The 19,361-nt window shown below is 60.1% G+C and carries 17 protein-coding genes and 1 tRNA gene; all 18 read right to left on the reverse strand.

Going from position 1 to position 19,361, the window contains the following annotated elements; all coding sequences use genetic code 11:
- Positions 1 to 88: 88 nt before the first annotated feature.
- Positions 89 to 1,720: a S8 family peptidase gene (locus ACIQ3Q_RS06605; RefSeq protein ID WP_396268231.1), complete on the reverse strand. Its 1,632-nt coding sequence runs from the start codon at positions 1,718 to 1,720 to the stop codon at positions 89 to 91.
- A 173-nt stretch (positions 1,721 to 1,893) separates the two neighbouring features.
- Entirely contained in the window at positions 1,894 to 2,913 is a 1,020-nt protein-coding gene (locus tag ACIQ3Q_RS06610; RefSeq protein ID WP_396268232.1) for an AAA family ATPase, read from the reverse strand.
- A 33-nt stretch (positions 2,914 to 2,946) separates the two neighbouring features.
- Positions 2,947 to 3,936 carry a hypothetical protein gene (locus ACIQ3Q_RS06615; RefSeq protein WP_396268233.1) on the reverse strand — a complete coding sequence of 330 codons (990 nt, stop codon included), beginning with the start codon at positions 3,934 to 3,936 and terminating at the stop codon, positions 2,947 to 2,949.
- Positions 3,936 to 6,689, reverse strand: a complete 2,754-nt coding sequence (locus ACIQ3Q_RS06620) for a DUF499 domain-containing protein (protein ID WP_396268235.1) — start codon at positions 6,687 to 6,689, stop codon at positions 3,936 to 3,938. Before ACIQ3Q_RS06620 ends, ACIQ3Q_RS06615 begins: the two co-directional genes overlap by 1 nt.
- A 156-nt stretch (positions 6,690 to 6,845) precedes the next feature.
- Positions 6,846 to 7,673: a hypothetical protein gene (locus tag ACIQ3Q_RS06625; RefSeq protein WP_396268236.1), complete on the reverse strand. Its 828-nt coding sequence runs from the start codon at positions 7,671 to 7,673 to the stop codon at positions 6,846 to 6,848.
- A complete protein-coding gene (locus ACIQ3Q_RS06630; protein WP_396268237.1) occupies positions 7,666 to 8,589 on the reverse strand; it encodes a hypothetical protein in 924 nt (307 codons plus the stop codon). The genes ACIQ3Q_RS06625 and ACIQ3Q_RS06630 overlap by 8 nt, the downstream gene beginning before the upstream one ends.
- Positions 8,590 to 8,741: 152 nt before the next feature.
- Entirely contained in the window at positions 8,742 to 9,014 is a 273-nt protein-coding gene (locus ACIQ3Q_RS06635) for a hypothetical protein (RefSeq protein ID WP_396268238.1), read from the reverse strand.
- A 430-nt stretch (positions 9,015 to 9,444) separates the two neighbouring features.
- Positions 9,445 to 9,521, reverse strand: a tRNA-Pro gene (locus ACIQ3Q_RS06640).
- 33 nt (positions 9,522 to 9,554) lie between these two features.
- Complete coding sequence (locus ACIQ3Q_RS06645; RefSeq protein ID WP_396268239.1) at positions 9,555 to 10,016, reverse strand: MerR family transcriptional regulator; 462 nt, start codon at positions 10,014 to 10,016, stop codon at positions 9,555 to 9,557.
- Between the two features lie 41 nt (positions 10,017 to 10,057).
- Positions 10,058 to 10,387, reverse strand: a complete 330-nt coding sequence (locus ACIQ3Q_RS06650) for an integration host factor subunit alpha (RefSeq protein ID WP_246499151.1) — start codon at positions 10,385 to 10,387, stop codon at positions 10,058 to 10,060.
- 101 nt (positions 10,388 to 10,488) lie between these two features.
- The gene (gene pheT, locus ACIQ3Q_RS06655) at positions 10,489 to 12,915 is read right to left on the reverse strand and encodes a phenylalanine--tRNA ligase subunit beta (protein WP_396268240.1); all 2,427 of its coding nucleotides are present in this window, start codon (positions 12,913 to 12,915) and stop codon (positions 10,489 to 10,491) included.
- 40 nt (positions 12,916 to 12,955) lie between these two features.
- On the reverse strand, positions 12,956 to 14,011 hold the full coding sequence (gene pheS, locus ACIQ3Q_RS06660) for a phenylalanine--tRNA ligase subunit alpha (RefSeq protein ID WP_396268241.1): 1,056 nt from the start codon (positions 14,009 to 14,011) through the stop codon (positions 12,956 to 12,958).
- A 108-nt stretch (positions 14,012 to 14,119) separates the two neighbouring features.
- Positions 14,120 to 14,476, reverse strand: coding sequence for a 50S ribosomal protein L20 (rplT, locus tag ACIQ3Q_RS06665; RefSeq protein WP_210810805.1), 357 nt, complete (start codon positions 14,474 to 14,476; stop codon positions 14,120 to 14,122).
- Between the two features lie 26 nt (positions 14,477 to 14,502).
- Entirely contained in the window at positions 14,503 to 14,706 is a 204-nt protein-coding gene (gene rpmI / locus ACIQ3Q_RS06670; protein WP_025564002.1) for a 50S ribosomal protein L35, read from the reverse strand.
- A gap of 113 nt (positions 14,707 to 14,819) precedes the next feature.
- A complete protein-coding gene (gene infC / locus ACIQ3Q_RS06675) occupies positions 14,820 to 15,371 on the reverse strand; it encodes a translation initiation factor IF-3 (protein ID WP_396268305.1) in 552 nt (183 codons plus the stop codon).
- Positions 15,372 to 15,457: 86 nt separating this feature from the next.
- Positions 15,458 to 17,377 carry a threonine--tRNA ligase gene (gene thrS, locus ACIQ3Q_RS06680; protein ID WP_396268242.1) on the reverse strand — a complete coding sequence of 640 codons (1,920 nt, stop codon included), beginning with the start codon at positions 17,375 to 17,377 and terminating at the stop codon, positions 15,458 to 15,460.
- 315 nt (positions 17,378 to 17,692) lie between these two features.
- Positions 17,693 to 18,154: a glycine zipper 2TM domain-containing protein gene (locus ACIQ3Q_RS06685; protein ID WP_396268243.1), complete on the reverse strand. Its 462-nt coding sequence runs from the start codon at positions 18,152 to 18,154 to the stop codon at positions 17,693 to 17,695.
- 105 nt (positions 18,155 to 18,259) lie between these two features.
- On the reverse strand, positions 18,260 to 19,360 hold the full coding sequence (locus ACIQ3Q_RS06690) for a phospholipase (RefSeq protein WP_396268244.1): 1,101 nt from the start codon (positions 19,358 to 19,360) through the stop codon (positions 18,260 to 18,262).
- Position 19,361 lies beyond the last annotated feature (1 nt).

The following is a 19,361-nucleotide window of genomic DNA, read 5'->3' on the forward strand; positions in this document are numbered from 1 at the left end:
TTGATCGACATGGTGGCGGCTCCTTGAAAGAACACCGCCAGCTTCTCAGGCTACAGGCTCACCAGATGAGCCTTGCTGAGCTTCATGCCTAATCAGGTGCAACCTTGTGGCCCGGCGGGAGAAGTCCGCGATCAGTCTGATAGACGGTGTGAGCGTCTGACACAGGAGTCCTATATAGCTGCCGCCCGCCAGGGAAAAGTACCTCTGGTTTGACCGCGCGGCGGAATCCGTGGCCCAGCCGGGCCGCAGGGCTGAATAGACGTGCGTACGGCAACAGATCAGTTCGCTGTCCCTGGTAGTAGGCGTCAACCCCATCGGAATGCGTTGCACCGACCGAGATGACATTGATAGCTTCAGCAGGGGACAGGATTCGTCGGCTGGACAGTTGCGTCTGAATGCACTTCAGAAGGTGCTCCACCTTCTGCCGATCTGATAACAACTGGTACTGCGAATGAGATAACCCAATGTCGATAGCGTCAGGGTGATTTCCTGCGCTTACGCAGAAGAGCACGCGGTATTTCCACGATAGCCAATCCAGTAGCCGGGCCCATGGGCTCGGTGTATGAATGAAAGGGCGTTCCGGATCGCCAATCGAGAGATTGATTACGCAGACATCAGGTGCTTGTGCGGGAACAGTTCCTTCACCCTGAAACATCCGCTTGACAGCACGCGCGATTCGATCCTCAAAAAATACTTCAGCGGGCACATGCTCTCGTCGATCTATCGACTGCGCGTCTGGCTCCATGATTGGTGAGACGTAGACTAACCGTTGCAGTGGATCAGAGTGCCCATCTAGCATCTCTCCATGAACCACCAGAGAGGCCATCGACGTACCGTGCTTTCGTTCGCCCGGAGAATACTTCGATGAAAGATTGTCGGGGTCATCAAGAACAAGCCGACCTTTCAGGGCGCGATGCTGCAAATTCGGAACGCCATCCAAGATGGCGACCACCGGAGGTAGATTGACTTCTCCTTCAGATATGTCGGTTTCAACTCCGGTGCCTTCCTCTGTCAAAGCAAGACTCTGACCGGTAGGGCGGAAGTACATAACCCCGTGAAACTTGAATAGCTGGATGTCAGTATCGTGAGGTTCCGAATCGAGGTCGACCAGAAGTTGTCGAATGCTATCAGCCGGAATTTCTGCCTTGACGGCATGAAAGCCGATCTCTGGCATGTCGATAAAACCACCCAAAGCTCTTCCGCCAGCAGCCTCAAGAAGCGCAGCGATGTTACGCTCAGTCTGTGCTCGCTTGTCTTCTGACTTGCGATAAAACATCTCGATCTGGCAGCGGATCGGTTCACTAGGATTAACGGGATCAAGCAAATCTCTCCATCGATCCAGCATCCCAGTTTCCCGTAATGCTTCTTCGATGCCCCAGCGGCGGATTTCAACAGTCTGGTTAAATACATCCCGCCACTTGGTTTTACCAAATGGCAGCGTTTGGTTATTCGCCCAAGCATTCCAAAGAGACAAAAGCTCCCGCATCCCTGCATCGTTCCCGAGTGACAAGAACATCCGTCCTTTGACGTTTTTGGCAGTGCGCTCCCCTTTAGTATTTCGTTCAAAGAAATCGTCATCAGGAGGGATGTCATCGACATCCCATTCGCCTAACCACTCAAGCCCAATGGCCTCAGTCGCCTGACGAAATTCATCAATGCTCCCGGCGATTTCAATGACCAATACTGTTTCAGGCTCGAAACCCGCTACAGAGCTGCTCACACTAGCCCTGTATCGGTCAAAGTCTTCCCGGAGAGTCGTCAGTTGTCCACCTAGACGAAGTACTTGCTTCCCGTGCCCGGGAAGATGGGGCTGGCTAGAGGGGAAACCGTTACCCTTTGGCGGCGCAATTGTCTTTGCCCGAGGGAAGACGAGAAGAGGAAGCGAGGTAGCCATTAAGAGTTAGTCCCTTCTTGCTCACGTTCCACCACCTCTGTGCGCTTAACGGCCGGCCGCAAGCGACCTTTCCACTGCTCCAACTTCAGCTTAGTGATTTGTTGAGCATCTTCTGTTTTGAGGTCAAGAACCGCGCGCCGAACAACACCTAGGCAAAACTCTTCCACCTCTGCAAAATTCAACCCCAAAAGGTGTTTTGCAATAGTTTCCGCTTCGTACCCAAAATTCACGGAGCATCGTTTGGCTATTGAGTCAATGTATTGGGTTAGCTGCCTGCGCGTCGGAGTGGGCAATTCAATTCGCAACTGAAAACGTCGCCATACGGCTCTATCCAGAAGTTCAGGGTGATTACTGGCGGCCACCACGACTACGTAATCAGGCATCTCGTCGAGCTGCAACAGCAGGCTACTAACGACACGCTTAATTTCTCCAGTTTCATGGGTGTCACCCCGCTCTTTACCCAGAGTCTCGAATTCATCGAAGAACAAAACGCAACGTTGCGTCCTGGCATAGTCAAGAACGTTCTTCAATCGGCTAGAGGTCTCCCCAAGATAACTTCCAACCAAGCTTTCATAGCGGATAACGATTAAGGGGTACATCAGCTCAAACGCTAGAGCTTCCGCCAAGGTCGTTTTCCCATTGCCTGGAGGGCCTGCCAGTAATACCCGGCTGCGCGCATTGAGATTGTGCGCATGAAGTAGTTCAGATCGATGCTGCTCTTCGATGAGTTCTTGCACCTGAACCCTTATCTTCTCAGGAAGGACTAGGCTATCAAGCTTGCGCTCTGGAGTAATCTCATAGAACAACTCTTTTTGTGCCGCACCGCCTATCGGTCTGGTTGGAGATGGGCGTGCTTGTGCCACATTGGGCTGCAATGCTTTAGCCAGGCGTTCGGCCAGAAGGCGATGACCTTTTTGCTTCTCTTCCTGAATCAAGCCCTCAGCAGCCTTGCGAAAAGCAAGCTGGTCGCCACTCGTGGCGTTTCTTACGAGGTCGACTAATAAGTCAGCTTGGGCCATGAGCAGTTACTCCAAAATATTTCATTTGCCTATTCACTTGGTTATCTCAACCCAAGGCGACAAAACCTCCAGTATCGAGAGCCCACCATGCGTTAGCGTCGGATAGCCGCCTTGGCTCTTCCACTTCCTACGGCCTAACGCCAGCACGTGGGCTCCGTGAGGGCTATTCAATTGCAGGGCGATGGGGGGCACGAAGGGCCCGGCCTCGCCAGTACCAGCAACGCTGCGTCCGCTTGAAAAGGTCTTCTTGAGGTGCTGGCCGACATCGCCTTCGGCATCGGGGAAATAGCCTGTAGCGGCATAGCCATGATCGGACGTGATGACCAGACGACGGCCCGTCGCAAGGCGCTCGACGAATGACCAGAAGTCATCGCTGGTGAGCTGATCGGCAGCGTCCTTGGTCAGCGTGTCCAGACCTTGACCAGCGACGGCTGCATCGTGAATCTTGCTGTCTGGCCAGTGGTGCCAGAACACCCAATTGGGCGCACCATTGACCAAGCCTTGGCAGTCCTTCCAAGGCATGTCGAGGCTTTCGGTTTGCGTGGGCTGCAAGCGATGCGCCAAGCCACCACCATTGTTCTGAAGCTGGCTGCGGCTGCCGAAGCCAAGAGCGCGAGCAAACTCGTTCGTCTCGCCGGGGAGTTCTGAGGCGTTCGCCGAAACCTCGTGCAGCTTGAAGCCTCTTTCTTTGACACCTTGCAGCAGCCAAGGCAGCTCGCGCAGTGAAAGGCCATCAAGGATCAGCACGGCCTTGGCACTGAAGGGCTCAGCCCACCAGCGCGCAAGCCGGTCAGATGTGCGCTCGACGGAGTCGCCGAAGCTATTCCACAAGTCCCAGCCGCTGGCGGACAGGAAGTTGTCCAGCGCACCAATCTCGCGGTCCCGCTTGATGACTTCGCTCGGGGCGTTGCCAATGGCCAAGGGCTTGGAGGAAATCTCCATCGCGGTCTTGACGATGACGCGCCAGGCTTCGGTGGCAGAGCCCTTGGTCAGTTCTTTCAGTACATCAGGATGGAGGGCCATCACTTATCCTCCTTCTCAAGGTTCAGCTCGAACGTCATGCCATCGGGCAGCTTCTTCAGCAGTTCCTTGAGCTGCGCACCAGTGGCCGCAGTCACCTTGATGGACACCTCTGCAACCTGTGTGGCGGGGCCAATACCCCAGCCTTCGAGCTTGCCGATAAGGTTCAGGGGCGAAGTCGGCGGGTTGTGCAGCGGGATGCGTGGCTTGCTGCTAGCTGCTGTGCCGCCAAAGATGCCGCCACCGAATCCAGTCGGCGTACCGAGCTGTCCGCCTGGTGTGGGTTCGTTGACGCCCGAAGGGGGTGTGGGGGTCGTACCGCCACCGAAGAGGCCGCCGCCGGTGTTTGGAGTGCCTGGCGTGCCAGTGGGGGTCGTTGCTGTGGTGCCGCCAGTCGCGGGTACGGCAGAAGGTTCAAGCAGGAACACTTCATCGAGCTGGCGACCGGTGTAGTAGAGCTTGGGGCGCAGGCGGCGCCACGCGGTGTCCTCGTCTTCGCCGGGATTGGTCTGCAACCATTCCATTTGCCGCAGGTTGATAACGATCTTCCCGCGAGCGCACAGGCGAAGAATGCGCTCCTTCATCGAGGTTTCACCAAGCCAAGGGATGCAGTCCTGGCCCGCAGGTCGCGGCTCCTGCAACTCACGCAGCAGCTTGCCCACCGCTGCGTTCTCGGAGGCGGCTTCGAGCACAAGGTCTTCAAAGTCCTCCGGCACGAACAGGTCGTTAATCAGCGCCTCTTCAATGCCTTCGGGAATCTGCGCGCCTTGCTTCTTCAGGCTCTCCACGCTGAAGCGGCATTGCGCAGGGTCGGCAAAATTCCATCGCTGAAGGACAGCAAACCGGTCGAACCGCTTCTTGAGGTTGTCGCGCAAGAGGCCTTGATACTCGGTGTGCAGCTTCTTGTATTCAGGACCTTGGCCGCTCCACTCCTGCGCCTTCATTTCGGCACGCGCGAAGATCAGCAGGTCCCTGTCTTGGAATGCGTTGGTCGAACCTGCGCGCGGCATCAGGAAGCGGACGGTGTTACGGCGCTTTTGCAGATGATCCTTGAGCCACCGGCCGAGGCGCGCGTCGAGGTTTTCAGGCTCTTCCGGCAACACCAGGATGGGCAAGCGGTCGTCCCAGCGTTCGGGCTGTTCGGACTCGTCCAAGGAGGACCAAGGGTCCGTCTGCCAGGACTTGGGCAATGCAATGACACGGAATGTCTTCGCCACCTCGTCTGTGCCGCCGATGACATAGCGAATCTGCTTGGCCAGTTGTGCCTGGTCAGAGCCATCGGCGAACAGCTTGTCATTGCGAGCACAGGCCATCAGCTTGGCGCGCGGGTTCTCCTCCTCGCGGAACACCAGCCGGTTGCCGTCCTGGTGGATGTTGAAGCTGTTCTCAACAATCGTCGCCAGCTCCACATTGAAGGCGTTGTCATCAACGGCCTTGCTGCGCGTGATGTCAACCTGTAAGGTCTGCGGCTCTGCACCGGCCAGGTTGCCGACGGCGATGGAGCGCAGCCACAAGGCCCCGACGATCTCCTGCAAGTGGGGTGCCAAAGTGGCGTGCTCGCTGACCGCCTCGGTCACCGAGATGATGTTCTGCTGTGCCTTGGCCCGCAGTGTGCGGTGATGTTCGTTGGACACCGAATCCAGCAGCGCACCAATGCCCGAGGCGTCGTCATCCAACCGGAAGTCTGCGGCCGTGAGCACCGGCGCAGCCTCGCCCCGACTCTTGTAGAGGTTAGCTAGGATGCGAATCATGTCGCGCCTGTCCTGCGCCTCCGTCGCGATCAGCACCTGTTCTTCGAGCAGGCGAAGCAAGTGCGGTGCGTAGGGCCATGCTTCAATGAAATCCTTGCGCTTGCGTTCCCGCTCTGCGGACGGCACATCCAGCAGCCGGAAGTACTCAGCCACATGCTTTCCGGCCAAGGCTTCAATGCTGGCCGGTGCAATCTGAAGGCGGTTGTCGAACAGGCGGTGCAGCAGCATGCGGCGCCGATCTTGCTGAATGCGTTCGGCGTTTCCGCCCGCTTTGAAGTCGATGGCCACCGGGTTGACGCGGTGCACCTGTTGGTAGGCGTCGCTGCCGCCATTGCGCACGGAGATCACCAGCACCAGCAGGTCCAGGCGCTCCTTGGCAATCTCCGACAAAATCTGGATGAAGTTGAAGGCCCAGGTCTTCCACGGGTACTGCTTGGTGTTGGTCAGGCCGTCGAACCACGTCTGGAACTCGTCCAGCAGCAGCATCGTGGGCGTGTGCTCAAGCAGTTCAAGGATCAGCTTGTCAGATGGGATGTCGGTCTTGGCCGCGCCCATACCTTCCCACTTGCCCTTGATATAGGTGCCATGCGGGTGGCGCTCAAGCAGCAGGTCCCATAGGAACTTGTACCGCTGGCGATGCAGGCTCTCGCCGATCACGTGCATGCCACTGCGCAGACCGATCTTGCCGATTAGCGGGTCACCCAACGTGCTCGCCCACGACTGAAGCCATGCGCCGGTTGACGCAGGATCGTTCACGGCGTGATAGAGCGCCGCCATCAAGTGCGACTTACCCAGCCCGCGCTCACCGATGACCACGACCGGTCGGCCCTGGTCTGGTCCCACTGCCTCAATACCCTTCAGTAGGTCATGCGTGGGGTAGGTGATTTCCAAGAATGACTGGGCGGCGATCTGCGTCGCACCGGTATTCGTGTCGTTCGACAGTTCAATCGCGGTTCCCTTGAGGCGCTTGCCCCGGAATTCCTCGCGTAGCGTTAGACCTAGCACTTCGTCGACTCCTCAATTTGCGTGGCGCCACCTCAAAGAGCAGGAGGTGACGCCTTTCACTTGTATTCTTAGTCAAAGAAGCGACGATTTTTGTACGTCTGTGGTCTTTCTTGTACCTCATGACTGGACGCTTCCTGCGGCATCTCTACGATGAAGCTACTCGAAATCTACGATGTCACTGCTTGGACTCGATCCGTCATCATCGGGGGGCATGTTTTGAGGTGTCGGCGGTGCGACTTTTGCGGCATCCACCTTTTGTTGAGTGGCTTCTTTCAAGAGCTTTGTTCGTTCCCGACAGTCGGCGGACGCATCTCTTGACTCCATCCGTTCGGCAATCTGCTTCTTCAGTTGTTGCAGCCGCTCCAATGCAGCCATGGGTCGGGTTGCATGAGCTTGGTTGGCGGGGCCTTCCAGTCTGGGCAGGTAAGAGCCGTCGGCAATCATCTTCTGCTGATCTAGCTTCCCGGACTGAATTCCAGCCTCGATGGCTCGGATGCGCTGCTCAGGGTCCGTGCCCAACGATGGCATCCATTTGACAGGGACTGACGCAGCGCGGGCAGCCGCAACTAAGGCTGCGTAGTATTCCTTAAACGCCATGCGGGCACCGACACGATCACCTGAATCCAAAATCGGACAGATCTCAGCCGATGCCGACGCTATCTCTTCCGTCCAAATGACGGTTTTGCGCTCATCCTGTGAATCGCACACTGTCGCCCATGCGGTGTCTGCACCTGGCCTTCCATCCAGATTCCGTTTCTTTTCAACCTGGAAAGAGATGTCAGCAACCTTCGGCGGGAATCGGCCTCGGTCTGGGTCATTGATGTGGTCGGTGAGTGCCTCAGCAACTTCCTCAAGAGCCAGTTTCGAGGCACAAACTTTGAAGTACATCGACAGTTGAGCGCCTGTGAGCTGGTCCGCCTTCCCATATGTGGCGTACGTCTGTTGAAACATCTGGATGAACTTGTCCACATCTTCTTTACGCATCATGAACCTCCATGTCGGCACTCAGGCCCAACTGGCGCCGAACCTCGGCGGCCATGTCAATGACTTCACCAGCGCCACTCGTGTTCCGAAAGGGACGCTTTTCATTTCGTACCCAGTTCCGCCAAGTGGCTTGCCAGTCCAACTTGTTGGCGTCCGCGCCTGCTTTGGCGTGCCAGTAGTCGGCGAATGAAGCTGCCACTTGCTGGCAATGGGTGTGCGTCCAGCCGGGCTTCTCTAGGAGTGCCCAGTTCTGCCAGTCAGTCGGTAGCTGCCAATCTGTTGGGAGCCGGGTAGCGCGCTTGCCGGTTGCTATGGCATGGAGGATTGCAGTCGACGATTGCGACGGCCGAGATCGCGGCGCTGACTGCTCTTGGCCATGTTTTGGTTCATGTTTCTGATCCTGGTCCTGTTCTTGGCTTGGCTGGACCTCTTGAGGGGCATTCGAGGGGCTCGCAGGGGGCATATGAGCAGCTCTGCTATCCGAGGGCTGCCCCTTTGGAGAGGGAACGTAGGAGCTAGGCAGCCCCTCCTGCGACCTAATGCTGATCACCGCTTCCCGGCAGATGCCCGGCGGCACCTTCTCCACCTCGCGCTCAATCGCCCTGACTCGATGATCAGTTGGCTGGAGCTTTTGTGAGCAAAGCTCTCTCAGGATGCCGGGAACGAAGATGAGCGTGCCTTGACGGTAAAGCCATCGCTTTCCCTCCAGAATTCGAAGCGCCTCCTCCACCTTTTGAGTGGGCAGTCCTGTATCCGCAGCCATGTAAGCAACCGGGCAATGCGCTATGCCAATGAGCGAAGCATGTGGGCAGACCTTCAGGTAGAGGGCCACCAGCACGACATGAATGCCGTGATCACTCAGCTCATTGACCTGCTCGGTCCAGAAGGTCGACTCAACGACGCCAAAGTTGCGCATTGAGGCCTCCTTGTGGGAATGACGACCAGAAGCAGCCGTGCCCAGAACGGCAGCAAACTAGATGGCAGGACTTAGCCTTAGGTCCGCGAGATTCACGGCGAGCGCCTTGAGCTTGGCCGCGCGCAACGAAAGGTTGTGCTGACTGCGGCATGTCATTCAGCGCCAGCATGTTCAGCAGCCATTTGGGCGAGTGCACCGCGCTTTGCCGCCATGCGGCGCACCAGGTCCGCGATCTGCTCATCACTCCAGCCAGCAACCCGGGCCCTGGCCACGGCAAGCAGTTCGTCAGAGGGATAACCGATGCTTCGTGCACTGATCTGCACCGGCAACGGGACGAGTTGCTTTTTGCGCCACTCAAAGAAGCGGCCATGGCTCACGGCCAGTACCTTACGGGCGGCGGGTGCCTTCAAGATTTCAAACGACATGTCAGGGTGCTCCAGTGATGGCCATTTGGCCGACGCTGATCACGATCCCATGGTGGTTTCCGGTTTTCCACCAGAACTCCTGGAGGCCCCCCCCGCGCGATGCTTCCTCAGGCCGCGCGCTCTGTGTTGTTGAGTGTTGTAGGGTGAGGGTTCAGGCACCGACAGCCCCCTTCCAGCCCCAGCAACAAAACTTTGCACAACGCTCGCCAGGAGGGGTCGCAGGGGGAAATCGGTGGTGCTTGAATCGCCGCAGGGCAAGCTAGGCGGCCAGCGCCAGCGCATTGCGGAAGTCTGGTGCGATCAAGGGGCAACTGGGCAGCGCTCGACGAATTGCCACGAAATTGCCAGCTGAGGTGGCAATTTGGGAATTTCGGAGCCCAGAAAGACTTAAGGGTTAGCACGCGCTAACGTGCTAACCCTTGTCTTTCATTGGTCGGGGTGGCGGGATTCGAACTCGCGACCCCTTGCACCCCATGCAAGTGCGCTACCAGGCTGCGCTACACCCCGACGGAAGCAAGCATTATATGCTGAGAATTGGGCTTATGCAGAAAGCAGCTCTCGAATTGCCATCAATTCGTGTCTGACCTGTTCAGCCGAGGGGCGCGACCCCAGCGAAGGTAGCGACTCGGACACGAAATGCGGTGCCGAAGTCTGAGTGGACTCACCCACCGCAGCAGCATGGTCGCGCGCCAAGCTTTCAGCATGCGCTTGCGCCTCGGCTTCGCTCAAGCCGAGTTCGGTCAGGCGATTGCGGGCACCGCTGATGGTGAAGCCTTGCTCATAGAGCAGGTCTCGGATACGGCGGATCAGCAGCACTTCATGGTGCTGGTAGTAGCGGCGGTTGCCGCGCCGCTTCATGGGACGGAGTTGGGTGAACTCCTGCTCCCAGTAACGCAGCACGTAGGACTTCACGCCACACAACTCGGCGACTTCTCCGATGGTGAAGTAGCGCTTGGCCGGAATGGCGGGCAGAGGTGCGAGGGGATCAGTGGCAATGTCCATGGCGCGGAACTCAGCAGTCAGCAGCGTCGAGCCGACAGACTTTACTCGAAGTCATCCGCCGGTGGCACATCACCCTGAACCAAGGCCTTGAGCTTATGGCTGGCGTGAAAGGTCACTACATTGCGGGCCGCAATGGGGATGGACTCCCCGGTGCGGGGGTTGCGCCCGGGGCGCGGTGCCTTGCGCCGAATCTGAAAATTGCCAAAGCCAGAGAGCTTGACGTCATCGCCCTGAACCAAGGAGGTACAGGCAATGTCGAAGAAGGCTTCGACCATGTCCTTGGACTCACGCTTGTTCAGGCCCAGGCGCTCGAACAGCAACTCGGCCAACTCCGCCTTGGTCAAGGTGGGAGTCTCGACAGAGGTGAGCATCAGGCGCTCGACCGGCGCCGTCACAGGTACCGGTGTGTCTTCTGCATCAATGGGAAGGGCCATGATCAACAATCCCAACAGTGGATTTGGACTCGACTCAATCAAGCGCGCAAGCGCGCTCCGCACTGTGCCGAAGCACGGGCCACTGCGGCTTGCAGGCTGGCCTCAATGCGCTCATCGGTCAGGGTGCTGTTGTCGTCCAGCAACTCTAGGCGCACGGCCAAGCTGCGTTCACCAGCGCCGACCTCTGCCGTGGCTTGCGCCGGGCGGTAGATGTCGAACAGCGTGGCCTGGCGGACCAAGCCTTCGGGGTCAGCACGCAAGGCAGACATCAGCGCATCATGCGCCACGCTGTCTTGCACCACCAGCGCCAAGTCGCGCAGGGCGGCTTGCTGCTTGGGCACGGCTTGGGCCTGCGGCACAGCGCGTTGCAGCACGGCAGCCAAGTCCAGCTCAAACATCACCGGCGCATGCGGCAGGTCATAGGCTTGGCGCCAGCGCGGGTGCATCTCGCCGATGTGGCCAATGACGGTGCCGTTCAACTCCACGGCAGCGCAACGGCCGGGGTGCATGGCGGGGTGTTCGGCGGGCACAAAACGCGCCGCTTGCGGGGCGAGCAGCGCCTCCAAGTCGCCCTTGAGGTCAAAGAAGTCCACGTTCTTGTCGGCACGGCCCCATTGCAAAGGCTGAGCCGGGCCAAAGGCCAAGCCAGCCACGCGCATGGGCTGGTGCACACCGGCGACGCTGCTGTCGGTTGAGGCCACGGCCGCGTCACGCATGAAGACGCGACCCAGCTCGAACACGCGCACGCGCGGCGCCTTGCGGGCCAAGTTGACCTTGAGCACATGGACCAAGCTACCCAGCAGGCTGGAGCGCATCACGGCCAAGGGGGCAGAAATGGGGTTGAGCACCTTGATCGGGTGGGCGTTGCCGGCCAGCTCCGTCTCCCAGCGCTCTTCCACAAAGCTGAAGTTGATGGTCTCTTGATAGCCCAAACGAGCCAGGGCATGGCGCACTGCGTGGCTGCTGCGCTGGGCTTCCGCACGCACACGCGCCGTGACGGGTGCCAGCGGAGGCGTGCCCGGCAGTTGATTGAAGCCGACCACACGGGCCACTTCTTCGATCAAGTCCTCTTCGAGGGTGATGTCAAAGCGCCAGCTGGGCGGCGTCACGGTCAGTACGCCGTCGGTCTCGGTGAAGGGCAGCCCCAAGCGCGTGAAGACCTCGGCACACTGGGCCTGGGTGATGGGCATGCCAATCACCTTGCTGGCACGGGCCACGCGCAAAGCTACGGGCAGGCGTGCGGGCATGGCAGGCTGGGTGTCGGTGACCGGCCCGGCCACACCGCCGCAGATGCTCTGCACAAGAGCCGTGATGCGCTCGATGTGCTCGACTGTGCCCACCGCATCCACGCCACGCTCGAATCGGTGCCCGGCATCGGTCGAGAAATTGAAGCGGCGCGAACGACTGGCCACGGCGGCGGGCCACCAGAAGGCGGCTTCGATGTAGATATTGCGGGTGTCGTCCGAGACCGCAGTGGCGTCGCCGCCCATGATGCCGGCCAGGGACTCGACGGCTTGGTCGTCCGCAATGATGCCGACCTGCTCGTCCAGCTCCACCGTGTTGCCATTGAGCAGCTTGAGTGATTCGCCTGCGCGTGCCCAGCGCACCTGCAGGCCGCCATGGATTTTGTCGAGGTCAAAGATGTGAGACGGGCGGCCGAACTCGAACATCACGTAGTTGGAGATGTCGACCAGCGGGCTCACCGAGCGCTGGCCGCAGCGCGCCAAGCGCTCCACCATCCAGGCAGGAGTTTGAGCCTTGGGGTTCACGCCTTGAACCACGCGGCCACTGAAGCGGCCGCACAGGTCGGTGTCTTGCACAGTGACCGCCACGGTGGCGTCGTGGCCTGCAGCCACCGGGGCGATGCTGGGCGCTTGGAGTGGCGCGCCGGTGAGCGCACTGACCTCGCGGGCGATGCCGTAGACGCTCAAGCAGTGGCCCAGGTTGGGTGTGAGCTTCAGCGTGAACAAGGTGTCATCCAAGTTCAGGGTGTCGCGGATGTTTTGGCCGACGGGCGTGTCCAGCGGCAGCTCCAACAGGCCGCCATGGTCTTCGCTGAGCTTGAGCTCGCGGGCCGAGCACAGCATGCCGAAGCTCTCAACGCCACGCAGCTTGCCCACCTTGATGGCAAAGGGCTCGCCGCCCTCTTCTGCCGGTGGCAGCTGTGCGCCCACCAGCGCCAGCGGCACCTTGATGCCGACACGGGCGTTGGGCGCACCGCAGACGATCTGCAGCGGGCCGTCTTTGCTGTGCGGGCCGGCATCGACACGGCACACGCGCAGGCGGTCAGCGTTCGGGTGCTGCTCGGCCTCGACGATCTCGGCCACAACGATGTTCGAGAAGGCCGGCGCCACGGGCCGCATCTCTTCGACTTCCAAGCCCGCCATGGTCAGCAGGTCGGCCAGCTCTTGGGTGTTCAGCGCGGGGTTGCAGAACTCGCGCAACCAGGATTCAGGGAATTGCATGGGAACTCTTTCGGGGTGTTCTTTGAAGGAGGAGGCAGGCTCAGCGGAACTGGCTCAAAAACCTCAAATCACCGTCAAAGAACAGACGCAAATCATTCACACCGTAACGCAGCATGGTCAGGCGGTCTGGGCCCATGCCAAAGGCAAAGCCGATGTAGCGCTCGGGGTCTAGGCCAAAGTTGCGCACCACGTTCGGGTGCACTTGGCCAGAGCCGGCCACTTCCAGCCAGCGGCCCTTCAGGGGGCCGGACGAGAAGGCGATGTCCACCTCGGCCGAGGGCTCGGTGAAGGGGAAGAAAGAAGGCCTGAAGCGCAGGTTCAGGTCTTCGGTTTCGAAGAAGGTGCGGAAGAAGTCGGTGAAGACGGACTTCAGGTCCTTGAAGCTGACGTTCTCGCCAATCCACAGGCCTTCGCACTGGTGGAACATGGGCGAATGGGTGGCGTCGCTGTCGACGCGGTAGGTGCGGCCCGGGGCGATGACGCGGATCTCAGGCATGGCCTGGCCAGCATCCAACAGGGTCTTGTGCTTCTTAACGTGCTGCACGGCATAGCGCACCTGCATGGGCGAGGTGTGGGTGCGCAGCAGGTGACCACCACCATCCGGAGCCACGGTGTCGACATAAAAGGTGTCGTGCATGGAACGCGCCGGGTGATCAGCCGGTGTGTTCAGCGCCGTGAAGTTGAACCAGTCTTCTTCGATCTCGGGGCCGTCGGCCACATCGAAACCCATAGAGCCAAAGATGGCCTCAATGCGCTCTAACGAGCGCGACACCGGGTGCAAGCCACCCAGGCCTGCCTGGCGGCCGGGCAAGGTGACATCCAGCGCTTCGGCCTTGAGTTGGATCTGCAATTCGGCGTCGGCCAAGGCTTGGCGGCGGGCCGTGAGCGCAGACTCGATCTGCTGCTTGACGACGTTGATCTGCGCACCTCGGCTCTTTTTCTCTTCAGGCGACAGTGCAGCCATGCCTTTGAGCAGTTCGGTCACACGACCGGCCTTGCCCAGGTACTTGGCCTTGGCATCTTCCAGGGCGGCGGGGTTGCCTGCGGCATCGAAGTCAGCGCGGGCCGTGGCCACCAATTGATCAAGGTCGCTCATGAAGAGTCAGCAAAACAAAAGGGAGAAATGAAAAAAGGCCGCACCCAAGGTGTCGGCCTTCGTGAACTTGAGGTCTGGGTCAGCATGCTGACTCAGGCTTCAAGGGGATCAAGCGAGCTGGGCCTTCACCTTGTCGACGATGGCTGCAAAAGCGGCCGGATCGTGAATCGCCATGTCCGACAGCACCTTACGGTCCAGGTCGATCTGAGCCTTCTTCAGGCCGGCGATGAACTTGCTGTAGGTCAGACCCAGACCACGCGTTGCGGCGTTGATACGGGCGATCCACAGTTGACGGAAAACACGCTTCTTCGTGCGGCGGTCGCGGTAGGCATATTGCCCAGCCTTCATCACCGCCTGCTTGGCGATGCGGAAGACGTTTTTACGACGACCACGGAAACCCTTGGCCAGGGCCAAGATCTTCTTGTGACGAGCACGTGCGGTAACACCACGTTTGACGCGAGGCATGTGATAACTCCTTTAGTCTTGGTGGATTACAGGCCAGCGAAGGGCAGCATTTGCGCGATGTGACCCATATTGGTCTCATGCACATTGACTGCACCACGCAGGTGACGCTTGTTCTTGGTGGTCTTCTTGGTCAAGATGTGACGCTTGAAGGCTTGGCCGCGCTTGACGGTGCCGCCGGGGCGGACGCGGAAGCGCTTCTTCGCGCTGCTCTTGGTCTTCATTTTGGGCATGACTGCTCCTTTTAAATGACCTCTGCTGGGCGGCCCCACCGGTGGTGGTGCACTTGACAAGCCTGCAGCGGCTTTTCTTCATCGCCCCGGTGACCAGACCGAGGCGTGAATGCTTATGACTTTTTCTTAGGTGCCAGCACCATGATCATCTGGCGCCCTTCGAGCTTGGGCATGTGCTCGACCACCGCCACATCGGACAGCTCGTCGCGAATGCGTTCAAGCATGCGCATGCCGATGTCTTGGTGGGTGATCTCGCGGCCCCGGAAGCGCAGCGTGACCTTGCCCTTGTCGCCGTCTTCAGAGATGAATCTCCGTAGATTGCGCATTTTGATGTTGTAGTCGCCATCATCGGTGCCAGGGCGGAACTTGACTTCCTTGACCTCGATGACCTTTTGCTTGGACTTGGCTTCGGCGGCCTTCTTCTGCTCTTGGTACTTGAACTTGCCGTAGTCCATCAGTCGGCACACCGGGGGGTCTGCCTGAGCCGCAATTTCAACCAGATCCACGTCGTGCTCTGCAGACAGACGCAGCGCGTCTTGAATGCTCACGATGCCCAAAGGCTCGTTGTCCACGCCGTTCAAGCGCACGGACAGTGCAGTGATTTCGCGGTTCAGTCGGTGCTTACGCTCGACATTGGGTACCCGACGGTCAGCAAAAGTAGCGATGGTGCAAACCCCTCAAACTGCGCGCAGGCAAGTCAACGCGCCAAACAAAATTAAAGCAAAACGGGAACGCAAAAAAGCCGAGGATCTCAGGCCTTGGTGGCGATATCGGTGGCGAGCTTCGCTTGGAAGTCTGCCAGGGACATCACACCCAGGTCTTGATTGCCTCGGGCGCGCACCGCAACAGCCCCGCTTGCCTTCTCTTTGTCGCCTACGACAAGGATGTACGGGACCTTTTGCATGGAATGCTCGCGGATTTTATAGGTGATTTTCTCGTTGCGCAAATCTGCCTGAGCCCTAACTCCTTGTTTTTGCAGCGTTTTCACCACTTCCCGCACGTAATCCTGCTGCGCATCGGTGATGGCGGACACCACCACCTGGGTCGGCGAGAGCCAAACCGGCAAGGCGCCGGCATGCTGCTCGATCAAAATCCCGATGAATCGCTCCAAGCTGCCCACGATGGCGCGGTGCAGCATCAAGGGGCGGTGACGGGCACCGTCTTCGCCCACGAAGTCGGCGTCCAGGCGCTCCGGCAAGTTGGGGTCGATCTGGATCGTGCCGCATTGCCAAGGTCGGCCCAGCGCATCTTTGAGGGTGTATTCGATCTTCGGGCCGTAAAACGCACCTTCACCCGGCAAATACTCAAACTCACAGCCTGAGGCGCGCAAGCCTTCGGCAAGTGCGGCTTCTGCCTTGTCCCAGCTCTCGTCAGTGCCGATGCGTTGCTCGGGCCGAGTGGACAGCTTGTAGATGATATTGGTGAAGCCAAAGTCCTTGTAGACCTTTTGCAGCAAGGTCGTGAAGGCCTGCACCTCAGCCTGCACCTGCTGCTCAGTGCAGAAGATGTGGCCGTCGTCCTGCGTGAAGCCGCGTACCCGCATGATGCCGTGCAGACCGCCGCTGGGCTCATTGCGGTGGCACTGGCCAAACTCGCCATAGCGCAGCGGCAGGTCACGGTAGCTCTTCAAACCCTGCTTGAAGATCAGGATGTGGCCCGGGCAGTTCATGGGCTTCAAGGCGTAGTCGCGCTTCTCGGACTCCGTCACAAACATGTTTTCGCGGTACTTCTGCCAGTGCCCGGTTTTCTCCCACAGGCCTTGGTCGAGGATCTGCGGGCCTTTGACCTCTTGGTAGCCGTTGTCCCGGTAGACCTGGCGCATGTACTGCTCCACCTCTTGCCACACCGTCCAGCCCTTGGGGTGCCAGAAGACCACGCCCGGCGCGTGATCGTCAATGTGAAACAGGTCCAGCTCACGGCCCAGCTTGCGGTGGTCGCGCTTCTCAGCCTCTTCCAGCATGGTCAGGTGCTGCTGCAAGTCTTCTTTGCTGGCCCAGGCGGTGCCGTAAATGCGCTGCAGCATTTCATTGCGGTGGTCACCACGCCAATAGGCGCCGGCCACCTTCATCAGCTTGAAGTGCTTGAGCTTGCCCGTGCTGGGCACGTGCGGGCCACGGCAGAGGTCTTCAAAAGCCCCTTCGCGGTAGAGCGACACGTCTTGATCAGCCGGAATGCTGCCAATGATCTCGGCCTTGTAGGCCTCGCCCATGCTCTTGAAGTGCGCCACGGCCTCGTCACGTGGCAGCACGCGGCGCACCACCGGCTCGTCCTTCTTGGCCAGCTCGGCCATCTTCTTTTCAATGGCGGCCAGGTCGTCCGGCGTGAAGGGGCGTTTGTAGGAGAAGTCGTAATAAAAACCGTGCTCAATGACCGGGCCGATGGTGACCTGGGCGTCCGGGAACAGCTCCTTGACGGCATAGGCCAGCAAGTGAGCCGTCGAGTGGCGAATCAACTCCAGGCCTTCGGGCTGCTTGTCGGTGATGATGGCCAGGGCCTCGTCGGCCTCCAGCAGGTAGCTGGTGTCCACCAGGCGAGCGGCGTCGCCACGCCCCACCTTGCCGCCCAAGGCGGCCTTGGCCAAGCCGGTGCCAATCGAGGCGGCCACCTCAGCCACCGTCAGCGGGGCGGGATATTCACGTTGCGAGCCGTCGGGCAGGGTAATTTTGATCATTGAAATCTCTCCACAGATAGGGGTGTGGCGTCAGGGGTGCCGCGCAATGTGTATGAGGGGGGTGAGCCTGAAGGCCTGATGAGGCTCGCCAAAAGCAAAACAGCGCGGCGTTGAGGGCCGCGCTGTTGAAGGGCATGAATGCAGGTGATGCGCCAATGCCGCGGCCGACTAGTCCTTACAGAAGGTGGTCGTAGTTCGCGGTGTCATAACCCGTCGCGCCTTTCTCAAGCTCTTGGTGGGATGCAGATGGGCGCCATTGTAACGGGCGTCTTTGGCATCACACTGACGGGAAAAGCGGCATCTTCGCCAAGTGCTTCAGGGCCTGTACAAGCCCTGCCCGTCCAAGCGCACGCGATCACCCACGCGCCAGCCGTCAAGACGTGCCACGTTGTAGGCCCGGGTGCTGCCGTTGTCGAGGTGAACCACCAGCCGATAGCGGTCTTGGGTGTTGGCCTGCTGCTTTTCGATTTCATTGCCGATCAGGGCACCGCCCACGGCCCCCAGCACCGTGCCTGCAGTGCGCCCGTTGCCTGCGTTGCCCATTTGGCGACCCAGCACGGCGCCCGCCACGCCCCCGATCACGGCGCCCGCGCCCGACGTGCTTTGGCGCGCATCGACGGTTTCGATGCTGCTGATCACGCCATAGCTGCTGCCCTCGACGCGTGAGCCCGACCAGGTCGGAGACTCCTCGTAGGAAGGTGAGCGTCGGTGCGCGCAGCCGCCGAGCAAAGACAGCAAGAGCACGGACACAACAATGACGGTGGCGGAGGAGCGCATGGGGGAAAGTCCTTTCGACAAAGCGCCAGCACAGAAGACTGGCCCTGCAGGAAAGAACGCCTCGCGATCGGGCTAAGGCGACGACGCCGCTCAGCTTTACGCGGCTTAACGCAGCGGCTCTATCTCTGGTGCAGTGCCACCACTCACCCACTGGGCAAACTCGTCGGCCAATTGCTGGCTCATCGCCACGGCCTCACGCCAGCGCTTCATACGGGTGGAGACATCGTCGCCCAGGGCCTTAAAGTCCTCACGGTCCGGCAGCTTGGCTCCGGGCAAGCTGGCAATCCACTCGGGCCGAGGCGCCAACACGATGACGTTGTCCAGCGCTGCCGTCGCGGCATGGCGGCGCGGCAGCATCTTGTCCAGCCAGCCCGGCACGAGGCTGGGTTGAAAGTGAGGGTATAGCACCAGTGGCGCGGCCGAGTTCAGCATGCGCCGGTAAGGCAGGTGCAGGTGGTAGTCGGTGATGCCGCCGTCCCAATACGCGCCCGCCGGTGCGCCGGGAATGTCGTGCACGGCATTGAGCCAAAACGGAATAGAACAACTGGCCAGCACGGCAGGGCACAGGTTGTCTTCGGTCAGTGCGAGTTCACGCGTACGAAAGTCGTTGAGAGGCAACGGCAGAGGGTCGCGCGGGTCGGAGAACACCACCCGCTCCAGCCAATGCCCCAGGCCTCGCCGCCCCAGCAGGTTGCTGACAAAGGCGCCGCCATAGCCCAAGGGCGTGCGCAGCTTGCCCTCGCGCCGCAGCACGTGGCGGCCCCGGCTGGTGAACACATGCAGGCGCAGCCGAGGGTGCGTCAGCATCTGCGCCGCCAAGGCTTGGAAATGCTCGCCCAACTTGGCGCCAAAGATTTCGCTGACCACGGCGGCCGTGGGCGGCTTGCCCGGCGCATGCGGGTAGTCCTGAGCGATGTAGTCGGCAGCCATGCGCGCCAGCGCGGCGTCTGCATTGGGGCAGGTGGCCGCCGCCATACGCCAGGAGCCGATCGACGCGCCCAGCAAGTGCACCACCTGCGAGGACTGCGGCAGCCAATGCCCAAAGATGAAACGGTCCAAGGGGTTGAGGATCAGCCCCTTGGGGCCACCTGCGGCAGCCGGGATCACGCCCACATCAGCCGGGCGCAGGCCGTGCTCGCGCAAGTGCTGCAAGGCCGCAGGCCCGGCCAACACCCTCAGCGCATGCACAGCCCCGGCCCCCGCCATG

It is taken from the genome of Ideonella sp., assembly GCF_044358605.1.
GTDB lineage: Bacteria > Pseudomonadota > Gammaproteobacteria > Burkholderiales > Burkholderiaceae_C > Ideonella.